Annotated in this window: 19 protein-coding genes and 1 riboswitch; of the genes, 12 read left to right on the top strand and 7 right to left on the bottom strand. The window is 72.3% G+C overall.

Annotation, left to right across the window (positions count from 1 at the left end):
* The first annotated feature begins 64 nt into the window (after positions 1-64).
* Together ACFQO7_RS15995 and ACFQO7_RS15990 are read left to right on the top strand one after the other, a co-directional pair.
* Positions 65-1255: a winged helix-turn-helix domain-containing protein gene (locus ACFQO7_RS15995; RefSeq protein WP_376807161.1), complete on the top strand. Its 1191-nt coding sequence runs from the start codon at positions 65-67 to the stop codon at positions 1253-1255.
* Positions 1252-1770, top strand: a complete 519-nt coding sequence (locus ACFQO7_RS15990; RefSeq protein ID WP_203693928.1) for a DUF2752 domain-containing protein — start codon at positions 1252-1254, stop codon at positions 1768-1770. The genes ACFQO7_RS15995 and ACFQO7_RS15990 overlap by 4 nt, the downstream gene beginning before the upstream one ends.
* A gap of 143 nt (positions 1771-1913) precedes the next feature.
* Here the strand turns inward: ACFQO7_RS15990 and ACFQO7_RS15985 are convergent, their stop codons facing one another.
* Both ACFQO7_RS15985 and ACFQO7_RS15980 read right to left on the bottom strand, forming a co-directional pair.
* Positions 1914-2726 (bottom strand): DUF4097 family beta strand repeat-containing protein, encoded by an 813-nt coding sequence (locus ACFQO7_RS15985; protein WP_376807068.1) that lies wholly within the window; start codon positions 2724-2726, stop codon positions 1914-1916.
* A gap of 16 nt (positions 2727-2742) precedes the next feature.
* The gene (locus tag ACFQO7_RS15980; RefSeq protein WP_376807067.1) at positions 2743-3228 is read right to left on the bottom strand and encodes a toxin-antitoxin system HicB family antitoxin; all 486 of its coding nucleotides are present in this window, start codon (positions 3226-3228) and stop codon (positions 2743-2745) included.
* 177 nt (positions 3229-3405) lie between these two features.
* Here ACFQO7_RS15980 and thyX point away from each other — a divergent pair, with 177 nt between their 5' ends.
* From thyX to ACFQO7_RS15960, 4 genes are all read left to right on the top strand, one after another.
* Positions 3406-4149, top strand: coding sequence for an FAD-dependent thymidylate synthase (thyX, locus tag ACFQO7_RS15975; RefSeq protein ID WP_376807160.1), 744 nt, complete (start codon positions 3406-3408; stop codon positions 4147-4149).
* 41 nt (positions 4150-4190) lie between these two features.
* Positions 4191-5087 (top strand): 4-hydroxy-tetrahydrodipicolinate synthase, encoded by an 897-nt coding sequence (gene dapA, locus ACFQO7_RS15970; RefSeq protein ID WP_376807066.1) that lies wholly within the window; start codon positions 4191-4193, stop codon positions 5085-5087.
* Positions 5088-5225: 138 nt separating this feature from the next.
* Complete coding sequence (locus ACFQO7_RS15965) at positions 5226-6896, top strand: ribonuclease J (RefSeq protein WP_275412067.1); 1671 nt, start codon at positions 5226-5228, stop codon at positions 6894-6896.
* 113 nt (positions 6897-7009) lie between these two features.
* Complete coding sequence (locus ACFQO7_RS15960; protein ID WP_376807065.1) at positions 7010-9505, top strand: FtsK/SpoIIIE family DNA translocase; 2496 nt, start codon at positions 7010-7012, stop codon at positions 9503-9505.
* Positions 9506-9608: 103 nt separating this feature from the next.
* Here the strand turns inward: ACFQO7_RS15960 and ACFQO7_RS15955 are convergent, their stop codons facing one another.
* Entirely contained in the window at positions 9609-9869 is a 261-nt protein-coding gene (locus ACFQO7_RS15955) for a CBU_0592 family membrane protein (RefSeq protein WP_376807064.1), read from the bottom strand.
* Between the two features lie 12 nt (positions 9870-9881).
* Positions 9882-9949, bottom strand: a riboswitch (guanidine-III (ykkC-III) riboswitch).
* 154 nt (positions 9950-10103) lie between these two features.
* Here ACFQO7_RS15955 and rimO point away from each other — a divergent pair.
* From rimO to ACFQO7_RS15930, 5 genes are all read left to right on the top strand, one after another.
* Positions 10104-11585, top strand: coding sequence for a 30S ribosomal protein S12 methylthiotransferase RimO (gene rimO / locus ACFQO7_RS15950; RefSeq protein ID WP_376807063.1), 1482 nt, complete (start codon positions 10104-10106; stop codon positions 11583-11585).
* Between the two features lie 10 nt (positions 11586-11595).
* Complete coding sequence (gene pgsA, locus ACFQO7_RS15945) at positions 11596-12180, top strand: CDP-diacylglycerol--glycerol-3-phosphate 3-phosphatidyltransferase (RefSeq protein WP_360530122.1); 585 nt, start codon at positions 11596-11598, stop codon at positions 12178-12180.
* Complete coding sequence (locus ACFQO7_RS15940; protein WP_376807062.1) at positions 12177-13124, top strand: arylamine N-acetyltransferase family protein; 948 nt, start codon at positions 12177-12179, stop codon at positions 13122-13124. The genes pgsA and ACFQO7_RS15940 overlap by 4 nt, the downstream gene beginning before the upstream one ends.
* A complete protein-coding gene (locus ACFQO7_RS15935; RefSeq protein ID WP_376807061.1) occupies positions 13121-13594 on the top strand; it encodes a CinA family protein in 474 nt (157 codons plus the stop codon). The genes ACFQO7_RS15940 and ACFQO7_RS15935 overlap by 4 nt, the downstream gene beginning before the upstream one ends.
* A gap of 219 nt (positions 13595-13813) precedes the next feature.
* Entirely contained in the window at positions 13814-14251 is a 438-nt protein-coding gene (locus ACFQO7_RS15930; RefSeq protein ID WP_376807060.1) for a helix-turn-helix domain-containing protein, read from the top strand.
* Positions 14252-14382: 131 nt separating this feature from the next.
* Here the strand turns inward: ACFQO7_RS15930 and ACFQO7_RS15925 are convergent, their stop codons facing one another.
* The 4 genes from ACFQO7_RS15925 to ACFQO7_RS15910 form a co-directional block, all read right to left on the bottom strand.
* Positions 14383-15258, bottom strand: coding sequence for an SCO6745 family protein (locus ACFQO7_RS15925; protein WP_376807059.1), 876 nt, complete (start codon positions 15256-15258; stop codon positions 14383-14385).
* A 301-nt stretch (positions 15259-15559) separates the two neighbouring features.
* A complete protein-coding gene (locus ACFQO7_RS15920) occupies positions 15560-16339 on the bottom strand; it encodes an SAM hydrolase/SAM-dependent halogenase family protein (protein ID WP_376807058.1) in 780 nt (259 codons plus the stop codon).
* 35 nt (positions 16340-16374) lie between these two features.
* Positions 16375-17577, bottom strand: a complete 1203-nt coding sequence (locus ACFQO7_RS15915) for an acyltransferase family protein (RefSeq protein ID WP_376807057.1) — start codon at positions 17575-17577, stop codon at positions 16375-16377.
* Positions 17578-17673: 96 nt separating this feature from the next.
* A complete protein-coding gene (locus ACFQO7_RS15910) occupies positions 17674-22119 on the bottom strand; it encodes an ATP-dependent helicase (RefSeq protein ID WP_376807056.1) in 4446 nt (1481 codons plus the stop codon).
* A gap of 217 nt (positions 22120-22336) precedes the next feature.
* Between ACFQO7_RS15910 and ACFQO7_RS15905 the strand changes: the two genes are divergently transcribed.
* Positions 22337-22717: a hypothetical protein gene (locus ACFQO7_RS15905; RefSeq protein ID WP_360530099.1), complete on the top strand. Its 381-nt coding sequence runs from the start codon at positions 22337-22339 to the stop codon at positions 22715-22717.
* Positions 22718-22842 lie beyond the last annotated feature (125 nt).

The raw sequence follows: 22842 nt of genomic DNA, 5'->3' as shown, positions 1-22842 counted from the left end.
TCGTCGGGGGAGCGGGGTAGCGTCGGGCGGCGTGGAGACGGTGACGGTGGCGCAGGCGCGGCGGATGGCGCTGGCGGCGCAGGGGTTCGCGGACCGGGGGCCTAAGGGGCCGGTGGGGGCGCGGCAGCTGCGCAAGGTCGTGGGGCGTACGGGGCTGCTGCAGATCGACTCGGTGAACGTGCTGCAGCGGGCGCACTACCTGCCCGCGTACAGCCGGATCGGGTCGTACGACCCGGCGGTGCTGGACGGGGCGAGCGCCCGCCGGCCGCGCTGGCTGTTCGAGTACTGGGGCCATGAGGCGTCGCTGCTGCCGGTCGAGCTGCAGCCGCTGATGCGGTGGCGCATGGCGACCGCGCAGGGCGTGTGGGGCGGGCCGCGCAACATCGCCGCGCAGCGGCCGGACCTGGTGCAGTGGGTGCTGCAGGAGGTGCGTGACCGGGGCCCGGTGACCGCCGCCGTGATCGAGCAGGACGTGCCCAAGCCCAAGGACAACTGGGGCTGGAACTGGTCGGACGTGAAGAAGGCGCTGGAGTGGCTGTTCTACTCCGGTGAGATCACCTCCGCGGGCCGGACCAGCCAGTTCGCCCGGCTGTACGACCTCACCGAGCGGGTGCTGCCCACCGCGGTGATGAGCACCCCGACCCCGGAGCCGGCGGCGGCGTACCGGGCGCTCGTCGAGATCGCGGCGCGCGGCCTGGGCGTGGCTGCGGAACCGGAGCTGCGCGACTACTTCCGGCTACCGCTGGCCGGGGCCCGTACCGCCATCGCCGAGCTGACCGAGGCCGGGGTGCTCATCCCCACCGAGGTCAGGGGCTGGAAGCACAAGGCCTGGCGGCACCGCGACGCCGCTCTGCCCCGTAAGGTCGCGGTGTCCACGCTGGTCAGCCCGTTCGATCCGTTGATCTGGGAACGGTCGCGCACCGAGCGGCTGTTCGACCTGCGCTACCGCATCGAGATCTACGTGCCCCAGGAGCAGCGGGTGCACGGCTACTACGTGCTGCCGTTCCTGCACGGGGACCGGTTCGCGGCCCGGGTGGACCTGAAGGCCGACCGGCGGGCCGGGGTGCTGCGGGTGCCCGCCGCGTGGGCCGAGCCCGGGGTCGACGAGCACGCCACGGCCGAGGCCCTCGCGGTCGAGTTGCGCAGGCTGGCGGCCTGGCTGGGACTGGGTGAGGTGGCCGCTCCCGAGCGCGGCGATCTGGCTGACGCGCTCGCCGACGCGGGTATGCGGGGCAGTGTAAGTTCGGTGTTGTGACCGAGGCCTCCGCCGCTGTGAACCCGCACGGCCCGCAGTTCGCGGGCGACCCCTTCACGCCTCCGCCGGCCGACCGGATCACCCGGTTCACCGACTGGCTGCGCGCCCACACCCCGGTCTGGGCGGGCCCGCTGGCGGCGCTGGCCTGCATCGGCGGCGCGCTGACCTACACGCAGCTGGCCGACCCGGCCAACGTCGGCGCGAACGCGACGCCGACCTGCCTGGTCAAGATGCTCACCGGCTTCGACTGCCCCGGCTGTGGCGGCACCCGCGCCGCCTGGTACCTGATGCAGGGCGACCTGCCCGCGGCGGCCCGCCACCACATCATGTTCGTCTTCGCCGTGCCGTTCCTGATCTACATGTACGTGGCCTGGGCGGGCAACACCACCTTCAAGTGGAAGCTGCCCCAGCTCAAGATCACTCCCAAGCACCTCGCCTGGTTCCTGGGTGCGTGGGCGGTTTTCATGGTGCTGCGCAACCTGCCCTGGGCCCCGTTCACGTACTTCTTCGTCTGACCGGGCGCGCGCCGCTCCCGGGCGCGGCTTACCGGACCACGTCCGCCGAGTTCGCGGCGAACGACGAGCGGTGCACGGTTGCGCGGTGCGCGCTCGTGTAACGGTGAGCGGTCGGTGGTGAGGCGCGGATCGTTGTGCGGGGGTCAGGCGGGGACGACGCGGCGCAGCGTGATGTCGCCGGAGGCGGTGCGCACCTTGAGAGTGAGGGTGCCGCCGGTGGTCTCGGCGGGCGGTGCGGTCGAGGACATGTTCAGGTCGCTGCGGGTACGCCCCGCGGCGGTGCTCAGGTCGAGCCAGACGGCCGTCCCGGCGGCGACGCCGACGGTGATGTCACCGCTCGCCGAGTTCAGTCTGGCCTCGCCGCTGCGGGCGACCCCGACGACGATGTCCCCGGAGGCGGTGGTGGCCCGCGCGTCGCCGTCGACCCCGCCGAGCTCGATGTCGCCGCTGGCGGTGTTGACGGTGGCGGTGCGGCCGATGTGCCCGGTGCGCACGTCGCCGGAGGCGCTGCTCGCGTGCAGGTGTCCGCCGACCGTGCTCAGGCGTACGTCGCCGCTGGCACTCTTGACGGTGACGTCGCCGGTCACCGGTCCGAGGGACACGTCGCCGCTGGCGGCGCTGACCACCGCGTCGTGGTAGGTGCCTTCGCACACCGCGTCCGCGGAGGCGATCTTCACGCTGAGCGCGCTGCCGGTGGGCAACTCGACGCGGACGAGGATGCGGGCGCGGCGGAACAGCCGCCAGCCGCCGTGCTCGGGTGCCTGGACCAGCAGGTGCCGGCCCTCCACAAAGCTGATCTTGGTTTCGCGTACCGCCTCGGCGCTGGACTCGCTGTTGTCCATGGCCGTGACGCTGACGGTGGCGGTGTCGCGATCCGAGGCGACGACCTCCAGGCGGCCGGCGGCGACGCGCAGGTCGGCCCGGACGGTGCCGGTGCAGGGGAACGTCTGGTTCATGGTCGGCTCCTGGGGATCAGGCCTGGGCCCAGCCGGTGACCCGGCGGCCGAGGTGGGAGGTGGGCGGTGGGGTGACCGGGCGCAGCGCGTTCGCGGTGGCGCGCACGAGCCAGGAGTTGACCGAGATGCCCTCGGCCGCGGCGGCCCGCTCGGCCGCCTCCTTGAGCTGCTCGGGCAGGCGCAGGGTGAGCCGGGCCTGGTCGCCGCCCTCAATGAGCAGGGGGTCGGGCGCGGCGGGGGGCGTCTCGTGCGCCGGGGCGGCGAGCGTGGTGACGACCAGGTCGGCTTCCCGCCCCCGGATGCGCACCTCGACGGTCGGGCCGTCGAGCTTGGTGGTGATCTCGGCGCTCGCGTCGGCCAGCACCTCGATGAGGCAGAGCCGGGCCGACGCGTCGAGGGCGAGGGTCAGCAGTTCGGCGGTGCGGGCGACGTCGTCGCCGGCGGGTGCGGCCGCGGCGGCGAGATCCCGCCGCAGCGACTCGAGGTACGGGGACAGGTCCATGACATCACTATGACGTCAGTTGTGACGTCATGCAAGTGTCAGTCTGGTGTCAGTGCGACGCCGTCCTGATGTCGCAGCAGAGAGGCGGCTGACCGCTATCGCCTTACGGACAATGGCGGCCATATCCCGCCAGCGGGTCGGCGGCCGCGAAACGCTAAGCTGGCGCGTGTGACTGAGATGGTGAAGCCCTCCGTGCAGCTGATCGCCTGGACGAACTTCCAGGCCCCGGCCGACGTGCCGTGGGACACCGATGCCGAGGGCGGCCAGGCGCTGGCGGAGTTCGCCGGCCGGGCCTGCTACCAGTCCTGGTCCAAGCCGAACCCGGCGACCGCGACCAACGAGGGTTACCTGCGCCACATCCTCGAGGTCGGCCATCTGTCGGTGCTGGAGCACGGCACCGCGACGTTCTACTTCACGGGCGTCTCACGTTCTTTCACGCACGAACTGATCCGGCACCGGCACTTCTCGTACTCCCAGCTGTCCCAGCGCTACGTCCCGGAGCGCGACGCGGCCATGGTCGAGCCCGAGGTGATCGCGGCCAACCCGGAGCTGCACAAGAAGTTCGTCGAGGCCAGTGAGGCCGCGGTGCGGGCGTACAACGAGCTCCTGGAGGGTCTGGAGGCCACCTTCGCGGACGTGCCGAACGCCACTCTGCGGCGCAAGCAGGCCCGTCAGGCGGCCCGCGCGGTGCTCCCGAACGCCACCGAGACCCGGATCGTGGTCACCGGCAACTACCGCGCGTGGCGGCACTTCATCGCCATGCGGGCGACCGAGCACGCCGACGTGGAGATCCGCGGGCTGGCCATCGCCACCCTCCGCGAGCTGCAGAAACTCGCACCGAGCGTGTTCGGTGACTTCTCGATCAGCGCCCTGCCGGACGGCTCGGAGATCGCCTCCAGCGTCTACACCTGGGAGTCCTGAGGGCCACGATGGCCCCCGTCGTATTCCGCTAGGTTGTGTGCATGACGAACAACGCTCAACGGCCGTTCGGCCGCCTGCTCACCGCGATGGTGACGCCCTTCGCAGCCGACGGGTCCGTCGACGTCGACGGTGCCGCGCGGCTCGCGGCGTACCTCGTCGACGAGCAGCGCAACGACGCGTTGGTCGTCAACGGCACCACCGGTGAGTCGCCGACCACGACCGACGCGGAGAAGGACGCCGTGATCCGGGCCGTCGTCGAGGCGGTCGGCGACCGGGCCCAGGTCGTTGCCGGGGTCGGCACCTTCAGCACCCACCACACCGTCGAGCTGGCCCGCTCGGCCGAGAAGGCGGGCGCGCACGGCCTGCTAGTCGTCTCGCCGTACTACAACAAGCCGCCGCAGGCGGGCCTGGTCAAGCACTTCACCACCGTTGCCGACGCGGTCGACGTGCCGGTCCTGCTGTACGACATCCCGCACCGCACCGGCGTCGCGATCTCCACCGACACCATGGTCACCCTGGCCGGGCACCCGCGCATCGTGGGCGTCAAGGACGCCAAGGGCGACCTCGCCGCCGCGTCCTGGGTCATGCACCGCGCCGAGTTCGCCTACTACAGCGGCGACGACGCGGCCACCCTCCCGCTGCTGTCGATCGGCGGCGTCGGCGTGGTCGGCACCTCGACCCACTTCACCGGGGTCGGCACGAAAGACCTGATCGAGGCGTACGAGCGCGGAGACGTCGCGCAGGCGCGTCGCCTGCACCAGGCGCTGCTCCCGCTGTACACCGGAATCTTCCGCACCCAGGGAACCATCCTGGTCAAGGCGGGCCTCAACGCCCGCGGCCTGCCCGCCGGGCCGGTCCGTCCGCCACTGGTCGACGCGACCGAGGCCGAGCTGGCGCAGCTGCGCATCGACTGCGCGGACGCCGGCCTGCCGCTCTAGACGCCACCGGGGCGCGAAGCCCCAGCACGAACGGCGCGCCGCGTGCCGCAGCCCTGAAACGGCGGCACCCGCGCCGGAGAACATAAGGAGTGATGTTCATTGACCTCGCCGCAACTGGAGACCGGGCGTAGCGCCAATCTGGGCGCGCCGCCGCCGCTGCCCGAGGGCGGCCTGCGGATCATCCCGCTGGGCGGGCTGGGGGCCATCGGCCGCAACATGACCGTGTTCGAGTTCGGCGGCAAGCTGCTGATCGTCGACTGCGGCGTGCTGTTCCCGGACACCGCCGACCAGCCCGGCGTGGACCTGATCCTGCCGGACTTCGCGCCGATCCTGGACCGCCTCGGCGACGTCCAGGCCATCGTGCTGACGCACGGCCACGAGGACCACATCGGCGCCGTGCCGTACCTGCTCGCCCACAAGAACGACATCCCGCTGGTCGGCTCACAGTTCACGCTGGCGCTGATCGAGGCGAAGCTCGCCGAGCGGCGCATCACGCCGTACACGCTGACCGTCGCCGAGGGGCAGCGGGAGCGGCTCGGCCCGTTCGAGCTGGAGTTCTTCGCGGTCAACCACTCGATCCCGGACGCGCTGGCGGTCGCCATCCGCACCGAGGCCGGCCTGGTGCTGCACACCGGCGACTTCAAGATGGACCAGCTGCCGCTGGACGGTCGCATCACCGACCTGGCCGGCTTCGCCCGGCTCGGCGCGGAGGGCGTCGACCTGCTGCTGTCGGACTCCACCAACGCGGAGATCCCCGGCTTCGTCTCGCCGGAGAAGCAGATCGGCCCCGTGCTCGGTTCGATCTTCGGCAAGGCGACCGGCCGCATCATCGTGGCCTCGTTCGCCTCGCACGTGCACCGCGTGCAGCAGGTGTTCGACGCCGCCGAGGAGCACGGCCGCAAGGTCGCCCTGATCGGCCGGTCCATGGTCCGCAACATGGGCATCGCCCGCGATCTGGGCCTGCTGAAGGTCAAGGCCGGCCTGGTGGTGAACATGGAGGAGGCGGCGAGCCTGCCGCCGAACGAGATCGTGCTGATGTCGACCGGTTCGCAGGGCGAGCCGATGAGCGCGCTGGGCCGGATGGCCACCGGCGACCACCGCCACATCACGGTCGGCCCCAACGACACCGTGGTGCTGGCCAGCTCGCTGGTCCCCGGCAACGAGACCAGCGTGTACCGGGTGATCAACCAACTGGCCCGGCTCGGCGCGAACGTCATCCACAAGGACGTGGCCAAGGTCCACGTCAGCGGCCACGCCCCCGCGGGCGAGCTGCTCTACCTGCTCAACGTCGTGAAGCCGAGCAACCTGATGCCGGTGCACGGCGAGTGGCGGCACCTGCGGGCGCACGCGCAGCTCGGCGTCGACTCCGGGGTGGACCCCTCGCGGGTGGTGCTGTGCGAGGACGGCGACGTCGTCGACCTCGTCGAGGGCCACGCCAAGCTGGTGGGCCACGTCAAGAGCCGGTACGTCTATGTGGACGGTCTGGCCATCGGCGACGTCGGCGAGAGCCTGCTGACCGAGCGCCGGGTCCTGGGCGACGGCGGCTTCATCGCCGTCACCGTGGTCGTCGACTCGGTCACCGGCAAGGTCGTCGGCGGCCCGCTGCTGTCGGCGAAGGGCTTCTCCGAGGATCCGACCGCGTTCGACCCGGCGCTGCCGCTGGTCACCGAGGCCCTCGACCGCGCGGCGCTGGACGGCGTGACCGACGCCCACCAGCTCCAGCAGATCGTGCGCCGTGTCGTCGGCCGCTGGGTCAACGAGGCCTACCGGCGCCGCCCGATGATCGTCCCCTCCGTCCTGGAGGTCTGATCCCCACTGTCCGCCGTGGACCCCTCCACGTTGATCATGAGCTTAGGGTAGCGACACGCCGTCGAACCGTTCCATAAGTTCATGATCAACGTGGAGGGGTTACGGTGTGGGACATGGCGGGCGGTACTTCCTCATCGAGCCGTCGTCGAGCTGCCACGCCGACGAAGGCCGCGTCCGCGCGTACCCGACAGACGGGACGGACGCCCGCCCGGCGTGCCCCGGCGCGGCGGCCCGCGGTGCGCCGCCGGACCCGGGCCACGATCAACCCGGCCGCGCTGTTCGGCCGCCTGATCGGCGGCATCTGGATGGCGATCGCGCACGGTCTCGGCTGGATGGTGCGCGCCGTCGGCTCGCAGGCGGCCAAGGCCCGCGACCTCGACCCCGAGCACCGCCGCGACGGGCTCGGCCTGCTGCTGATCGCCCTGTCCATCCTGTTCGGCGTCGCCGTCTGGGGCTCGGCCCAGGGCAGCGGCGGCACGTTCGGCGCCTGGCTGGCCGACACCACCCGCTTCTTCATCGGCGCCACCGCCGCCGCGCTGCCCCTGCTGCTGTTCGTGTGCGGCGTACGGGTGATGCGCTCCGATCCCGACCCCGCCCAGCGCGGCCGGGGCATCGTCGGCTGGACGGCGCTCACTCTCGCCTCGACCGCACTGCTGCACATCGCGTTCGCCCCGGTCGAGGTCCAGCAGATGGAGCAGAGCGGCGGGCTGCTCGGCAAACTGGTCGGCGGCGGGCTCGCCGGTGTGCTGTCGAGCTTCGTCGCGGTCCTGCTCTTCATCCTGCTGCTGACCTTCGGCGTACTGGTGATCACGGCGACGCCGGTCAACAAGATCCCGGAGCGGCTCGCGAACCTGCGCGACAGCCTGCTCGGCGTGGCCACCCCCGAGCGCTCCGACGAAGACGTCGACGACGAGCAGGAGGTGCCCGCACCGCGTCGCCGCAAGCGGCTCACCCCGCCCGCGGCGTTCCAGCCGCCGGACCCCGACGACGACTTCGACGACGCGGCGTACGAGCGGCACCTCGCCGAGCAGGAGACCGTCGCCATCGAGCGGCCGGCCAAGCGGCGCAAGCCCGACCCGCCCCAGCACACGCCGCCGCCCACCAAGACCGAGCAGATGATGCTGCCCAGCCTCGGCGGCGACTACACCCTCCCGCCGGCCAGCCTGCTCAAGCCCGGCGAGGCCGCCAAGACCCGGTCCAAGGCCAACGACGAGGTCATCGCCGCGCTCGCGCACGTGTTCGACCAGTTCGACGTGGATGCCGCGGTCACCGGATTCACCCGCGGGCCGACGGTCACCCGCTACGAGGTCGAGCTCGGGCTCGGCGTGAAGGTGGAGCGCATCACCGCCCTGTCGCGCAATATCGCGTACGCGGTGAAGAGCCCCGACGTGCGCATCCTCAGCCCGATCCCGGGCAAGAGCGCGGTCGGCGTGGAGATCCCCAACACCGACCGCGAGGACGTGGCGCTCGGCGACGTGCTGCGCTCCCGGGTGGCGACCTCGGAGCAGCACCCGATGGTGGTCGCGCTCGGCAAGGACATCGAGGGCGGTTACGTGGTGGCCAACCTCGCCAAGATGCCGCACATCCTCATCGCCGGGGCGACCGGCGCGGGCAAGTCGTCCTGCCTCAACTCGCTGCTGGTGTCGATCCTGGTGCGGGCCACGCCGGACCAGGTGCGGCTGCTGCTGATCGACCCCAAGCGTGTCGAGATGACCAACTACGAGGGCATCCCGCACCTGGTGACCCCGATCGTGACGAACCCGAAGAAGGCCGCTGACGCCCTCGAATGGGTCGTGCGCGAGATGGACATGCGCTACGACGACCTCGCGGCCGCCGGGGTGCGTCACATCGACGACTACAACCGCAAGCTCCGGGCGGGGCAGATCAAGCCGCCGCCGGGCTCCGAGCGGGTGCTCAAGCCGTACCCGTACCTGCTGGTGGTCGTCGACGAGCTGGCCGACCTGATGATGGTCGCACCGCGCGACGTCGAGGACTCGATCGTGCGCATCACCCAGCTGGCCCGCGCCGCCGGCATCCACCTGGTGCTGGCCACCCAGCGCCCGTCGGTGGACGTGGTGACCGGCCTGATCAAGGCGAACGTGCCGTCCCGGCTCGCGTTCGCGACCAGCTCGCTGGCCGACTCCCGGGTCATCCTCGACCAGCCCGGCGCGGAGAAGCTGATCGGCCGCGGCGACGCGCTGTTCCTGCCCATGGGCGCGAGCAAGCCGCAGCGTATCCAGGGCTCCTGGGTCAGCGAGAACGAGATGAACGACATCGTTGCGTTCTGCAAGCGCCAGCGCGAGCCGGAGTTCCGGCCCGAGGTGCTCGCCCCGGTGCAGGACACCAAGAAGAAGATCGACGAGGAGATCGGCGACGACCTGACGCTGCTGATCCAGGCGATCGAGCTGGTCGTGGTGTCCCAGCTCGGCTCGACCAGCATGCTGCAGCGCAAACTGCGCGTCGGCTTCGCCAAGGCGGGCCGCCTGATGGACCTGATGGAGACCCGCGGCATCGTCGGCCCGTCCGAGGGCTCCAAGGCCCGCGAGGTCCTGATCAAGCCAGACGAGCTGGCCGAAGTCCTCGCCGCCCTCGGCGTCGACGACGACTGACCCCCACCCTCGCTGCGTGATCATGAACTTGTGGCACGGCTCACCGGCGTGTCCGTGCCACAAGTTCATGATCACCGCGTCGGGGACGGGGCAGCCCTGATCTTCAGGACGGGGTGGGGTCCGGGGCGCGGCGGGCGCGGAGGATCGTGATCAGGGCGAACGCGCTGACGGCGGACCATACGCCCTCCAGTAGGAGGAATCCCCAGTCCCGGCTGGTCCAGGCGAGCCAGGCGAGCGCGCCCGCGCCGAGGATGTTCGCGGTCAGGTAGCCGACTGAGCGGGGTGTGGTCCAGCCGAGCTGCGCGGCCACGTATCCGGCCAGCACGGTCAGCGCGCCCAGGATCTGCAGGACGTCATGATTCATGATCGTGTCTTCTGCGCGCCGTCTTGTCGTTCCGGGTACGGCAGGCACTCGTCCGGGGCAGGCGCCGGAGGGCGCGGCCGCCGCCAAGGGTAGCCCTGACGAGTTAAGAAGGGCACCTTTTACCACCGATAGCGATAAGAAGGTGCCCTTCCTTACATGGAAGGCGGTAGGCGGTTTGTCGCGGGGGGCCGGTAGCCTGGTCGAGTGCCAGTCAACTCTTCCCATGATCTTTCCGTGCCCGAGAACGGGCGGCGGGTCGCGCTGCTGACCCTGGGCTGCGCCCGCAACGAGGTCGACTCCGAAGAGCTGGCCGCCCGCCTGGCGGCCGACGGCTGGCAGGTCAGCACCGACGGCGAGGGCGCGGACGTGGTCCTCGTCAACACCTGCGGCTTCGTCGAGAAGGCCAAGCAGGACTCGATCGACACGCTGCTGGCCGCCGCCGACACCGGCGCGAAGGTCGTCGCCGCGGGCTGCATGGCCGAGCGGTACGGCAACGAGCTGGCCAAGAGCCTGCCCGAGGCCGACGCGGTGCTCGGTTTCGACGACTACCCGTCGATCTCCGCCGCGCTCGGCTCGGTGCTGCGCGGGGAGCACCACGACGCGCACACCCCGCGCGACCGCCGCGAGCTGCTGCCGATCGCTCCGGCCAAGCGCCGCGAGACCGGCGTGATCGTGCCCGGCCACGCCGCGTTCACCAACGACGAGCACACCCCGGCGCACCTGCGGCCCGTGCTGCGGCACCGGCTCGACAGCAGCCCGGTCGCCTCGCTGAAGCTGGCCAGCGGCTGCGACCGCCGCTGCTCGTTCTGCGCCATCCCGGCGTTCCGCGGCTCGTTCGTCAGCCGCACCCCCGACGAGCTGCTCGCCGAGGCCGAGTGGCTGGCCGGCACGGGTGTCCGTGAGCTGGTGCTGGTCAGCGAGAACTCGACGTCGTACGGCAAGGACCTGGGCGACCCGCGGGCGCTGGAGAAGCTCCTGCCGCAGCTCGCCGCGATCAAGGGACTGGTCCGGGTCCGGGTGAGCTACCTGCAGCCCGCCGAGACCCGGCCCGGCCTGGTCGAGGCGATCGCCACCACGCCGGGCGTCGCGCCGTACTTCGACCTGTCGTTTCAGCACTCGTCCGAGCCGGTGCTGCGCCGGATGCGCCGTTTCGGCTCCACCGAGCGTTTCCTGGAGCTGCTGGACAGCGCCCGCAAGCTCGCCCCGGAGGCGGGCGCGCGCAGCAACTTCATCGTCGGCTTCCCGGGCGAGACCCGCGCCGACTACGAGGAGCTGGTGCGCTTCGTCAGCGAGGCGCGACTCGACGCGATCGGCGTGTTCGACTACAGCGACGAGGACGGCACCGAGGCCGCGACGATGGACGGCAAGGTCGGCGCGAAGACGATCCGCGGCCGGTACGACCGGATGCTGAGCCTGGTCGAGGAGCTGTGCGGGCAGCGGGCCGAGGAGCGGCTGGGCACCCTGGTGGACGTGCTCGTGGACACCACCGACGGGAAGATGGTCGAGGGCCGCGCCGCGCACCAGGCGCCCGAGGTCGACGGCTCGACCACGCTGGTCGCGGGGGAGGGCGGCGTCGACCTCGGCGCGCTGCACGCCGGTGACCTGGTGCGGGCCCGGGTGACCGGGACCGAGGGCGTGGACCTGGTGGCCGTGCCGGTGGAAATGATCGACGCGGCTCCCGCCGGTCGGCCTGCGCTGGCCGTGGTGGCTGGTTAGCGTGTCTGCCGTGCAGGAACGTTCACGCCGGGTGCCACCGCTGCTCAACGCCGCCAACGTCCTCACGGTCGTGCGCATCGTGCTGGTGCCGGTCTTCGTGGCACTGGTGATCGTTTCTGGGATGACCGACAACCGCTGGCGGATCGCGGCCGCGATCACCTTCGGCGTCGCGTCGTTCACCGACTACGTCGACGGCTGGATCGCTCGGCGCTTCGAGCTGGTCACCTCGTTCGGCAAGGTCGCCGACCCGATCGCGGACAAGGCCCTGACCGGCTCCGCGCTGGTCCTGCTGAGCTGGTACGACCTGCTCCCGTGGTGGGTCACCCTGGTGATCCTGGTCCGCGAGTGGGGCATCACGCTGCTGCGCTTCTGGGTCATCCGGTACGGGGTGATCGCGGCCAGCCGCGGCGGCAAGCTCAAGACCGTGCTGCAGATCGCGGCGATCGCCTGGTACCTGTGGCCGTTCCCGGCCCCGTGGTCGGCGGTCGGTCCGTGGCTGATGGGCGCGGCGCTGCTGGTGACCGTGGTCACGGGCATCGATTACGTGGTGGCGGCGATCCGCCTGCGGCGCGGCGCGCTCCGCCCGGCCCCGTGATCGAGGCCTACCTGAGCCTGCTCGGGGTGCCCCGCCGGGCGCCCTCGGCGGCGTACCTGCGGGAACTGCACCGGGCCCAGGTGGCCCGGGTGCCGTACACGAACCAGGAGATCATGCTGGGCCGGCCGGGCGCGGTCACCGCAGACGAGGCGCTGCGCCGGGTCACGGGCGGCGTGGGCGGCTACTGCTTCCACCTGAACACGGCGTTCGCCGAGCTGCTGCGCGCGCTGGACTTCACCGTCACCCTGCACCGTGCCTATGTGGTGGCCGCCCTCGACGAGGTCGACCCCGCGCTGAACCACCTCGCCCTGCTCGTGCACGACCTGCCGGACCCGGCGAGCCCGGACGGGCGGTGGCTGGCCGACGCGGGGCTCGGGGACGCGCTGTTCGACCCGCTGCCGCTGGTTGCCGGAGAGCACGTGCAGGGCCCTTTCGCGTACGCCCTGACCGCCTCGCCACGGCCGGAAGCCGGCTGGCGGCTGCTCCACGACCCGGCCGGCTCCTTCGCGGCCTGCGACATCGTCGCCGCCCCAGCCGGGCTCGGGGATTTCGCCGCCGCGCACGAGCATCTGTCGACCTCGGCCGCGTCGCCGTTCACCCGATTCCTCACGGCTCAGCGCCGGACCGCCGCAGGGGTCGACATCCTGCGCGGCTGCACGCTGCTCACCATCGACGCAGCCGGGCGGCGCGAGGAGCGGCTGGCCACCCGGGAACGCTGGCGGGAGGCGCTCGCTGAACTCTTCGGTCTGACCGGCGGCGACCTTGACGAGTTGTGGCCCGGCGCGGTGGCCGCGCACGAGGAGTGGGTCGCCCGGCGGCGGACCGCCCAGGAATCCGACGTGGCAGCAGCGCACGAAGCCGACGCGGCCGCGGCGAGGGGATCCGCCGGTCAGCTGCCCGTGGCGCGGACTGCGACGCATACGGTGCCGGAACCTACCTCGTGATCGACGTTCCTGGACTGGTCGGCGTGCTGGCCGCGCGGGGGCAGACCGTCGCGGCGGCGGAGTCGCTGACCGGCGGGCTGCTCACCGCGACCCTGGTCACCGTGCCGGGGGTGAGCAAGGTGCTGCGCGGCGGCCTGGTGGTGTACGCCACCGACCTCAAGCACAGCCTGGCCGGGGTGGACGCGGCGCTGCTGGCGCAGCGAGGTCCGGTCGACCCGGACGTGGCGCTGGCGCTGGCCCGGGGAGCTCGCGAGCGCTGCGCGGCGGACTGGGGCCTGGCTACCACCGGGGTCGCCGGACCGGGCCCGCAGGACGGGGTGCCGGCCGGGACGGTGTACGTCGCGCTGGCCGGTCCGGACGGTCAGTCCCAGGTCAGCGAGCTGCACGTGGAGGGTGAGCGGCAGCACGTCCGGGACTCCGCGGTGGCGGCGGCGCTGGGCCTGCTCCGCGCGGCCGTCATCGATCCGTAAGACGTGATCTCTTCGTGACCTGAGCGGGGTTTGGCCGGACTGTCGTAGTGTGTATGAAAGTGGCGTCGGCCGCCGATAGTCTTCGGAACCTGCCCCGGCGGGGCGGGGTGTCGAACTGGCATGAAGAGAGTACGGTTCTTCTCAGCCGTCGGTGACAACCGGCGGCTGAGCGCATATCAGCCGAGCGTCGTGACGGGGAACAGTACAGGGGGTGCGAACATGGTGCTTCTGCGTCGAGTGATCGGTGATGCCCTCCGTGCCCGCCGGCAGGGGCAGCACCGCACCCTGCGTGAGGTATCCACCGCTGCCAACGTGAGTCTCGGATACCTGTCCGAGATCGAGCGGGGGCAGAAGGAGGCGTCCAGCGAGCTGCTGACCTCGATCTGCGACGCGCTGGGCGCGCGCCTGTCCGAGGTCCTGCGCGAAGTCAGCGACACCATGGCCGTCGCCGAGCAGGTCGAGGGCGTGCTCACGCCGCGCGGTGACCAGCCGGTGCCCGAGCTGGCCCACCGGCCGCGTACCGAGGTGGCCACCGACGGCCAGGTCTCGGTCACGGTCCGGCGGGACAATGCGCTGCGCACCACGCTGCGGACGACTCGCAACATGCGGCCGGGCAACGCCGGCAACGCGCGCGGCCGCGAGGTCGTCGGCGTCTGACGCGGACCTCGGCTCGGCTCGCCGCCGGCCGGGTCAGCCGGTTCCGCTTGCCGTCGTCGTGTGCCGAGGACCGGCACGCCCGGCTGCCGGATGCTCGTGCCGAGATGTCGGCCCATGCCGCTTCAGCGTGTTCAGGGCCGTGCGCCGAGGCCGAGCGTGCTCTGTCGGGGGAAGATTCCCGAGCGAGCCAGCGCGACCGCTGACGGCCCGACCAGCTGGGCGAGTCTGCCAGCGCCCGCCGTGCCGAGGGCCCGCCACGGTCCGGCGGCGAGTTCGTCGGTGAGCCGCTCGATCTCGGCGCGACCGGCCGTGCCCACCTCGGTGGCCTGCCCGTCCGTGTCGATCCAGCCCCGGGCGGCCAACCGGGCCTGGGCGGCCTGCCACTCCTGCGGGGTCCAGCCCCGGCTCGCGAAGACCTCGACGGGTGCCGCGCCGATCGCCGCGAACGAGACCAGGGCCTCGCACGGGTCCAGCCCGGCCGCGAGCAATGCCGCGAGGTGACCGTCGCCGCGGTGCTCGCGCAGCACCGTGGCGGCCTGCCACAGCACCAGGTGCGGTTCGTCGGGCCAGGCCAGGTCGGCGTTCGCGGCGGCCAGTGGGCGTCCCGCGGTGACGGCGGCCTCGGCGGCGCGCCGGGCCAGCGCGGCGGCTTCGGCCAGTTCCGGCGTGCCGATGGCATCGGGCAGCAGCCCGCGCAGCGTACGGTCCACCGCCCGCAGCCGTGAGACCAGCACGGTTTCCGGGGCGGCGGTATTCCAGATCGCAGGGACGTAATCGCGGATCATGGCCGGGCTGAAGCTGTAGTAGATCGCGGTCACCAACTCGGGCCCGGCCGCACCGAGCGGCGCCGTGCGCCACGCGAAGTAGCTCGGCCAGCGGCTGCCGGTGTCGTAGCCCAGGGCCGCGGCCTCCTCGTTCGCCTGGGGCGAGTAGTAGATCGCCGCGTGCACCGGCTCCAGCACCTGCCACATCTGGCGCACCAACCCCAGTCCGACGGTCTCCGACATCGCCCATACCTCCCGCATCTAGTGGCACTCATCATGCATCTTGACGTCGCCAAGATTTCCACTCACGCGATAACTTGTCAATGACAAGATTTGCACTCCGGGTGCCGGTGGTGGGGCGGCGTGCCGAGAGGTGCATAGCGGCTTGTCGGCACGCGTCTGCCCTAGGTGGCAGTGCGCCGGTCCGCGCCTACCGGGCGGTCGACGGCTGTGCGTGGTCCGGCCGCTGTGGTCGATCATGAAGTTATGGCAGGGACACGCCGTCGAGCCGTGCCATAAGTTCATGATCGACGACAAGAAGTGGTCAGGAGATGCGGAGGAGGTCGCCGGGGGTTACGGCGAGCATGACCACGGCGCGGCCGCCGTTGACGGCGATGGCGACGCGGTCGGCGGAGTCGGCGAAGACGACCAGGCCGCCGGACGGGGCGTCGGTGAACGTGGTGCCGCGGATCGCCCGGCAGCCGCCGACGGTGAGCCGGTCAGGGAGCTGTTCCAGAGCTGAGCCGGGGGCGGCGAGCTGCACGTTGCCGAAGCGGTCCACGGTCAGCACCTCGGCCTCCAGCCAGCCGTCCCCCCAGGCCACCACCGGCTCGGGCAGCACGACAAGGTCGTCCGGCGCGACCGGCGGGCCGGCGTCGGCGGGGTCCGCGCCGCGCGCCAGCCGGGCCGCCACCGGGGAGAACACGTCGCGGCCGTGGAATGTCCGCGACACGTTGGGGGCGAACCAGTCCTCGCTGGCCAGTTCGTACGCCGCGGACGGACCGCCGAGCGCCTGGGCGGCCCAGATCAGCAACCCGTTGTCGGGGCCCACGAGCAGGCCGCGGGGAGTCTGCACGACCACCGCGCGGCGCGGGGTGCCGACCCCGGGGTCGACGACCGCGAGATGCACGGCGTCGGGCAGGTACGGCACGGTCTGGGCCAGCACCGCCGCCCCGCGGGTCACGTCGCCGGGCGCGATCAGGTGCGTCACGTCGATGACGCGGGCGGCCGGCGCGGTGCGCGCGATCGTGCCGTGGCAGGCCGCGACGAAACCGTCCGACAGACCGTAGTCGGTCGTGAACGAGATGTAGTCGTATCCGGGCATGCCTAAGAAGGTAGACCGATCCGGGCCATTGTCCACTATGGCCGCCGCGGCGAGCCGATCTCCTCCTGCGCCGCGGCGTCGACGGCCGGCTGCTCGGCTTCGCGCTGCGCGGGCACGGCCGGTGGCGTCGCGGCCGCGGCACTCGCCGCGCCCCGGCGCTGGATCTTCCGGAACAGCAGCAGCACGGGGATCGTGCAGATCAGCGGCCCGATGATGGCCAGCGGGCGGGTCAGCCACCAGCCCAGGTCCACGTCGGCGGGCTTGTCCATGTCATAGCGCAGCCACAGCCAGGTCAGGAACAGGAACAGCGCCATGCCGGTGGTGTGCACCAGGTAGAGCGGCAGCGAGAACTCGTTGATCAGCTCGTTGAGGCGTTTCCAGCGCGGACGTTCCAGCAGGATCTGCATCCGGGGTCGCAGCAGCTCGGCGAATCCGATCTGGAACAGCAGCAGCGCCACGATGACGAAGGTGGGCGGGGCCATGTTCGAGAAGCGCTCACCCGGCACGCCGACCATGGAGCCCGGATACAGCCCCGATCCGACGAGTCCCACCAGGCCGAACAGCCCCGCCCAGAGCAGGGCCCAGTCGTTGCGGCGGGGTGAGTCGACCACGTTCTGGTAGAAGAAGCCGGCCTGGTGGGCCAGGCCCCACACCAGCACCATGTTGAGCCAGCCGATGTCCTCCAGGCCCTTGCCGAAGCGCGCCACGTCGACCACCATCGCCGCACCGGCCAGCCACACGAGGGCCAGCACGCCGACCTTCTTGTGCAGCCACAGGCCGAGCGGCAGCAGGGCGATGAGCATCAGGTACACGCCGAGGAACCACAGCGGGCTGACCACCAGCTTCACCGCCCGGCCGACGCCGGTGAGGTTGAAGTAGCTGCCGATCAGGCCGCCCACCGCGATCCACAGCAGCAGCACGATGCCGGCCGGGATGAGCAACTGGCGGATGCGCCGCCAGACGAACGCGCCCATGCTGACCCCGCGTGCCTGCGCCCGCTCCCAGCTGCGGATGTGCACGAAGCCACCGATGAAGAAGAACAGCGGCATGACCTGGAACAGCCAGGTCGCCAGCCACAGGCCGCGGGTGAAGCCGAGCGGGCTGGTGGCGTGCGGGCCGTCGGCGCGCCAGTCGAGGATCGTGAACGCCCAATGCCAGACCACGACCACGATCAGGCTCAACGCCCGGAGGAAGTCCACATAGGTGTCACGGCGCGCGGGGGCGGCGGCAGTGGTCATGAACCGCAGCATGCCACCGGCGCGCCGCGACCCGCCAGCGCGAATCCGACACGGGTTTCCCCGGTCTTTCCCTGATGGCCGGGTCAGGGACCGCCCTCAGCCACGTAACCGCAGCCCACGGGGAGTGATCCGGAACCCGGCCGCCTCCAGCGCCGCGCCCAGCGGGCTGCCGGTGACGGATTCGCCGTCGGCCCGTTCCACGGTCAGCGGCCCGAGCGCCCCGCTGGTCACCGCCTCGGTGAGCGACGCCGCCGCGGCGGCCATGACGGCCTCGTCGTCGCTGAAGGACAGCAGGGTGCGTCCGCCGCGCTCGACGTACAGGGCGAGCGCGCCGGAGACCAGGACGACCAGTGCGCCCGCTTTGCGGCCGGGGCGGTGGCCTTCGGTGGTGTGCGGCCAGGGCAGGGCGGCGCCGTACGGGTTGGCGGGGTCGGTGGCGGCCAGCACGAGGGCGCGGGGTGTCCCGTCGCGGGTGTCGGCGTACGAGCGCAGCCGGTCCACCGCTCCGGGCAGCGCGAACTGGGCCGCGCCCAGCCCTTCGACGAAGTAACCGCGCCGGGCCGCGCCCCGGTCCTCCAGCGCGGCCAGCACCGGGTACACGGCGGCGAAACCGCCGGGCTGGTTCTCGGCGGCGACCGCGCCCCGGATCACCACGCCGTAACGTTCCAGCAGCGCGTCGGCCAGTGCCGCGGCCCGCGCGGTCGGATCGGTGTCCCGCGCACCGAGCGCGTGCCAGCGGCCCGCCGCGGCGGGCAGGTGCGCCGGTCCCCGTGCGGCGGCCAGTGAGCGGCCCCCGGTCAGGCTGGGCCGCCGGTAGCGGGCCCGGCCGGGGGTGGGCTTGGCCCGGTGCGCGCCGCCGCCGGACAGCCGCGCCCGCACCGGGGCGAGCGTGTCGTTGCCGACCAGCCCGGCCCAGACCAGGTCCCACAGCGCGGACAGCAGCTCGTCGTGCTCGGCCTCGATCTGGTCGGCGAGCTGCCGGAAGAACAGCGCGCCTCCGCCGAGCGCGCCCAGCAGCGCCTCGTGCACCCCGGTCTGGGCGAGTTCGGTGGGCGGGGGCAGCAGCAGCGGCGCGGCGTCCGCGAAGGCCAGCACGATCCAGCCGTCGTTGCCGCCGATCGGCCCCGCACCGGCCCAGACGACCTCACCGGTGGCGCACAGCTCGTCCAGATAGGAGGGCCGGTAGTCGGCGACCCGCGCGGGCAGCACGAGGCGTTCCAGGGCCGAGGCGGGCACGGGCACGCCCTGGATCTGGTCGATGGCGGCGGCGACCGCGTCGATGCCCTCGCTGCGCCGCCCGATGTGCTGCCAAGCGGGCAGGAAGCGCCCGAGCACCTCCGGCGGCACCGGCTCGATCTCCTTGCGCAGTGCGGCCAGGCTGCGTCGCCGCAGGGTACGCAGCACCTCCGCGTCGCACCACTCGATGAACCCGCCGTCCGACGACGCGGTGAACTCGCCCTGCACCAGCCGTCCCGAGGCGGACAGCCGCCGCAGCGTGTGCTCGACCACCGCGACGCCCAGCCCGAACCGGATCGCGCAGTCGTCGGACCGGAACGGGCCGTGGGTGCGCGCGTACCGGCTGATCAGGTCGAGCAGGGGGTCGGCGACCGCGGCGGTGTACGCGGCGGGCAGGCCGGGCGGCAGGGCCACGCCGAGGGCGTCGCGGTAGCGGCCGGCGTCCTCGGCGATGATGTAGCGCTCCTGCCCGGCCACCCGGACCGCCAGGACCCGGCCGGTGCGGGCCAGCTCGTCGAGCCAGCCGGGCTCCACGCCGCGTTCGCTCAGCTCTTCCGGGGACAGGTCGCCGAGCTGGCGCAGCATCTCGACGGTGTCCTCGGCGTCGCGCACCCGCCGGTCGGTCCAGCGCAGCCGCAGCGCGGTCGCCTCGATGACCGCCGGGTCGAGCAGCTCGCGCAGCTCCACCCGGCCCAGCAGCTCGCCGAGCAGCGTCGGGTCCAGCGACAGCGCGGCCGCCCGGCGCTCGGCCAGCGGGGTGTCCTCGCCGTACAGGAACGCGCCGACGTAGCCGAACAGCAACGAGCGGGCGAACGGCGACGGCTGCGGCGTGGCCACCTCGACCATGCGGATCTTGCGCGAGGCGATGTCGCGCATCATCGCCGACAGCGACGGCAGGTCGAACACGTCGCGCAGGCACTCCCGGGCCGCCTCCAGGGTCACCGGGAAGTCCGGGTACTCCCGCGCCACGTCGAGCAGCTGCGCGGCGCGCTGGCGCTGCTGCCACAACGGCTGCCGCCGGCCCGGGTCCCGGCGCGGCAGCAGCAGCGAGCGGGCAGCGCACTCGCGGAACCGGGACGCGAACAGCGCCGAACCGCCGACCGTCTCGGCGACCAGCGGCTCGATCTCGTCGGCGTCGAAGGCGAACAGGTCCGCGCCCGGCGGCTCCTCGGCGGTCTCCGGCAGGCGGATCACGATGCCGTCGTCGGCGGCGTGCACCTGCGCGTCGACGCCGTAGCGTTCCCTCAGCCGCTGCCCGATGGCCAGCGCCCACGGTGCGTTGACCGGTGCGCCGAGCACGTTGTGCAGCACGATGCGCCAGTCGCCCAGCTCGTCGCGGAAGCGCTCGACCAGCACTGTCCGGTCGTCCGGCAGGTGCCGGGTCGCCGCCCGCTGCTCCTCCAGGTATGCCGTCAGGTTGCCCACGGCCGACGGGTCGAGGTTCTCCAGGCCGGACGGGTTGCGCAGGAAGGCCCCCAGCGCCTTGCCGAGCGCGACCGGGCGACCGGCCTGGTCGCCCTTCCAGAACGGCAGCCGGGCCGGTTGGCCCGGGGCGGGCGAGACCAGCACCCGGTCGGGCGTGATGTCCTCGATGCGCCAGGAGCTGGTGCCCAGCGCGAACACGTCGCCGACGCGAGACTCGTACACCATCTCCTCGTCCAGCTCGCCGACCCGCGATGCCTTCTCGGACCCGGCCAGGAACACGCCGAACAGGCCGCGGTCGGGGATGGTGCCGCCGGAGGTGACCGCCAGGCGCTGGTTGCCGGGGCGGCCGGTGAGCCGGTCGGCGGCGCGGTCCCAGACGATGCGCGGGCGCAGCTCGGCGAAGGCCGTCGACGGGTAGCGCCCGGCCAGCATGTCCAGCACCGCGTGCAGCGCCGACTCGGGCAGCGCGGCGAACGGCGCGGCCCGGCGCACCAGCGCCGCCAGCTCCGCGACGGTCCACTCGTCCAGGGCCGTCATCGCCACGATGTGCTGGGCGAGCACGTCCAGCGGGCTGTGCGGGAAGGTCAGCGGCTCCAGCTTGCCGCCGGTCATCCGGCCGGCGACCACGGCGCAGGACAGCAGGTCGCCGCGGTGCGTCGGGAACACCACGCCGCGCGAGACCGCGCCGACCTGGTGCCCGGCCCGACCCACCCGCTGCAGCCCGGCGGCCACGCTGGGCGGCGCGCCGACCTGCACGACCAGGTCGACCGCGCCCATGTCGATGCCGAGTTCGAGGCTGGAGGTGGCGACCACGGCGGGCAGCCGCCCGGACTTCAGCTCTTCCTCGATCTGCTTGCGCTCCTCCTTGGACACCGAGCCGTGGTGCGCGCGGGCGATCTGGGGCGCGGCCCCGTACGACGCGCCGGACTGGGCCATGATCTGCGCGGGTGGCGGGACCGCCGTGACCAGCCGCTCGGCCGCCAGTTCGTTGAGCCGGGCGCAGAGGCGCTCCGCGCCGCGGCGGGAGTTGGTGAAGACGATGGTGCTGCGGTGCTCGCCGATCAGCTCGAACACCCGCTCCTCGACGGCGGGCCAGATCGAGGCCCGGCGCGGGCCCTCGTCGTCGGCGTGCCCCTCGTCGAGCGCGGTCATGTCCTCGACCGGCACCTCGACGCTGACCTCGATGGTCTTGGCGGACTTCGGCTGCACCACGTGCACCGGCGCGGCCCCGCCCAGGAACTGCGCCGCCGCCTCGACCGGCTCGACCGTCGCCGACAGGCCGATCCGCTGCGCCGGCTGGGGCAGCAAGGCGTCCAGCCGCTCCAGGGACAGCGCCAGGTGCGCGCCGCGTTTGGTGCCGGTGACCGCGTGCACCTCGTCGACGATCACCGTCTCCACGCCGCGCAGGGACTCCCGCGCCTGCGAGGTGAGCAGCAGGAACAGCGACTCGGGGGTGGTGATCAGGATGTCCGGCGGCCGCCTGTTGAAGGTGCGGCGTTCTTCCGTGGGTGTGTCGCCCGTGCGCATGCCGACCGTGATGTCCGGTTCGGCGAGCCCGAGCCGGGCCGCGGCGTGCCGGATGCCGGTGAGCGGGGTGCGCAGGTTGCGCTCGACGTCCACGGCCAGGGCCTTGAGCGGGCTGACGTAGAGCACGCGGCAGCGCCGCGTGGGGTCCTCGGGCAGGGGCTCGTGGGCCAGGCGGTCCAGCGCCCACAGGAACGCCGCGAGGGTCTTGCCCGAGCCGGTAGGGGCCACGACCAGGGCGTGGTCACCGGCGCTGACGGCTTTCCAGGCACCCGCCTGGGCCGGGGTGGGGGCCGCGAAGGCCGCGTCGAACCAGGCCTGCGTGGCAGGGCCGAACAGGGCGGCGGGCGTGTTCATCACCGACCATCCTGCCCTCCGCCACCGACAATCGCCTGGCACACGTTCGCGGTCTCGTCCGGGTGATGCCGCAGGTGAGGCGTTAACCACACGCCCCGCGCGGGTAGGCCCAGTCAATGAGACGGTTTCGTTGGGAGTCTTGCCCGGATGCGCCCGAATCACGTACCGTCTTGCTCACGATGAGTAGTCCATCGAACACGGTGTGCGGAGGGTGAGCATGACCGAACGACAGACCACACCGGCAGTCGACAGGAAGAACAGCCGCCACGAATCGGACGTCCTGCTGCGCCAGCTCGACGGGCACCTCGCCCGGCTGCAGGCGGGCCAGTCCCAGTCCCAGCACTCCGGCCACGAACTGGCCCTGGCCGAGCGCATCGCGGCGCACCTGCGCCAGCTGATCCGCGACACGGTGCGCGCCAGCGCCGTCGACCGCGCCCGCGTGCGCGCGGCCGTGCACTACTTCGTCGTGCGCAACCGCGACGCCCGGCACCCGCACACGCACGCGCGCCCCGCGCACGTGGACGTCTGGGTGGTCAACGACATCATCCGCGACCTCGGCCGCCACGACCTGCTGATCCCGGAGCCGGCCATCGCCTGAGCCCCGCCCGCCCCGCCGACGCGCGACCGGCCCTGAGCCGACCGCCGTTTTTTGTGGACGTCGGCGCCGCGTTTCTCATCGACGTTGGCCTATCTCATCGAATTCGATCGCCGAATTTCCGATGA

Source organism: Catellatospora aurea (genome assembly GCF_042663325.1).
Taxonomy (GTDB): domain Bacteria; phylum Actinomycetota; class Actinomycetes; order Mycobacteriales; family Micromonosporaceae; genus Catellatospora; species Catellatospora aurea.
Note: the sequence above shows the minus strand (reverse complement) of the source record. Positions and strands in the feature narration are given on the sequence as shown.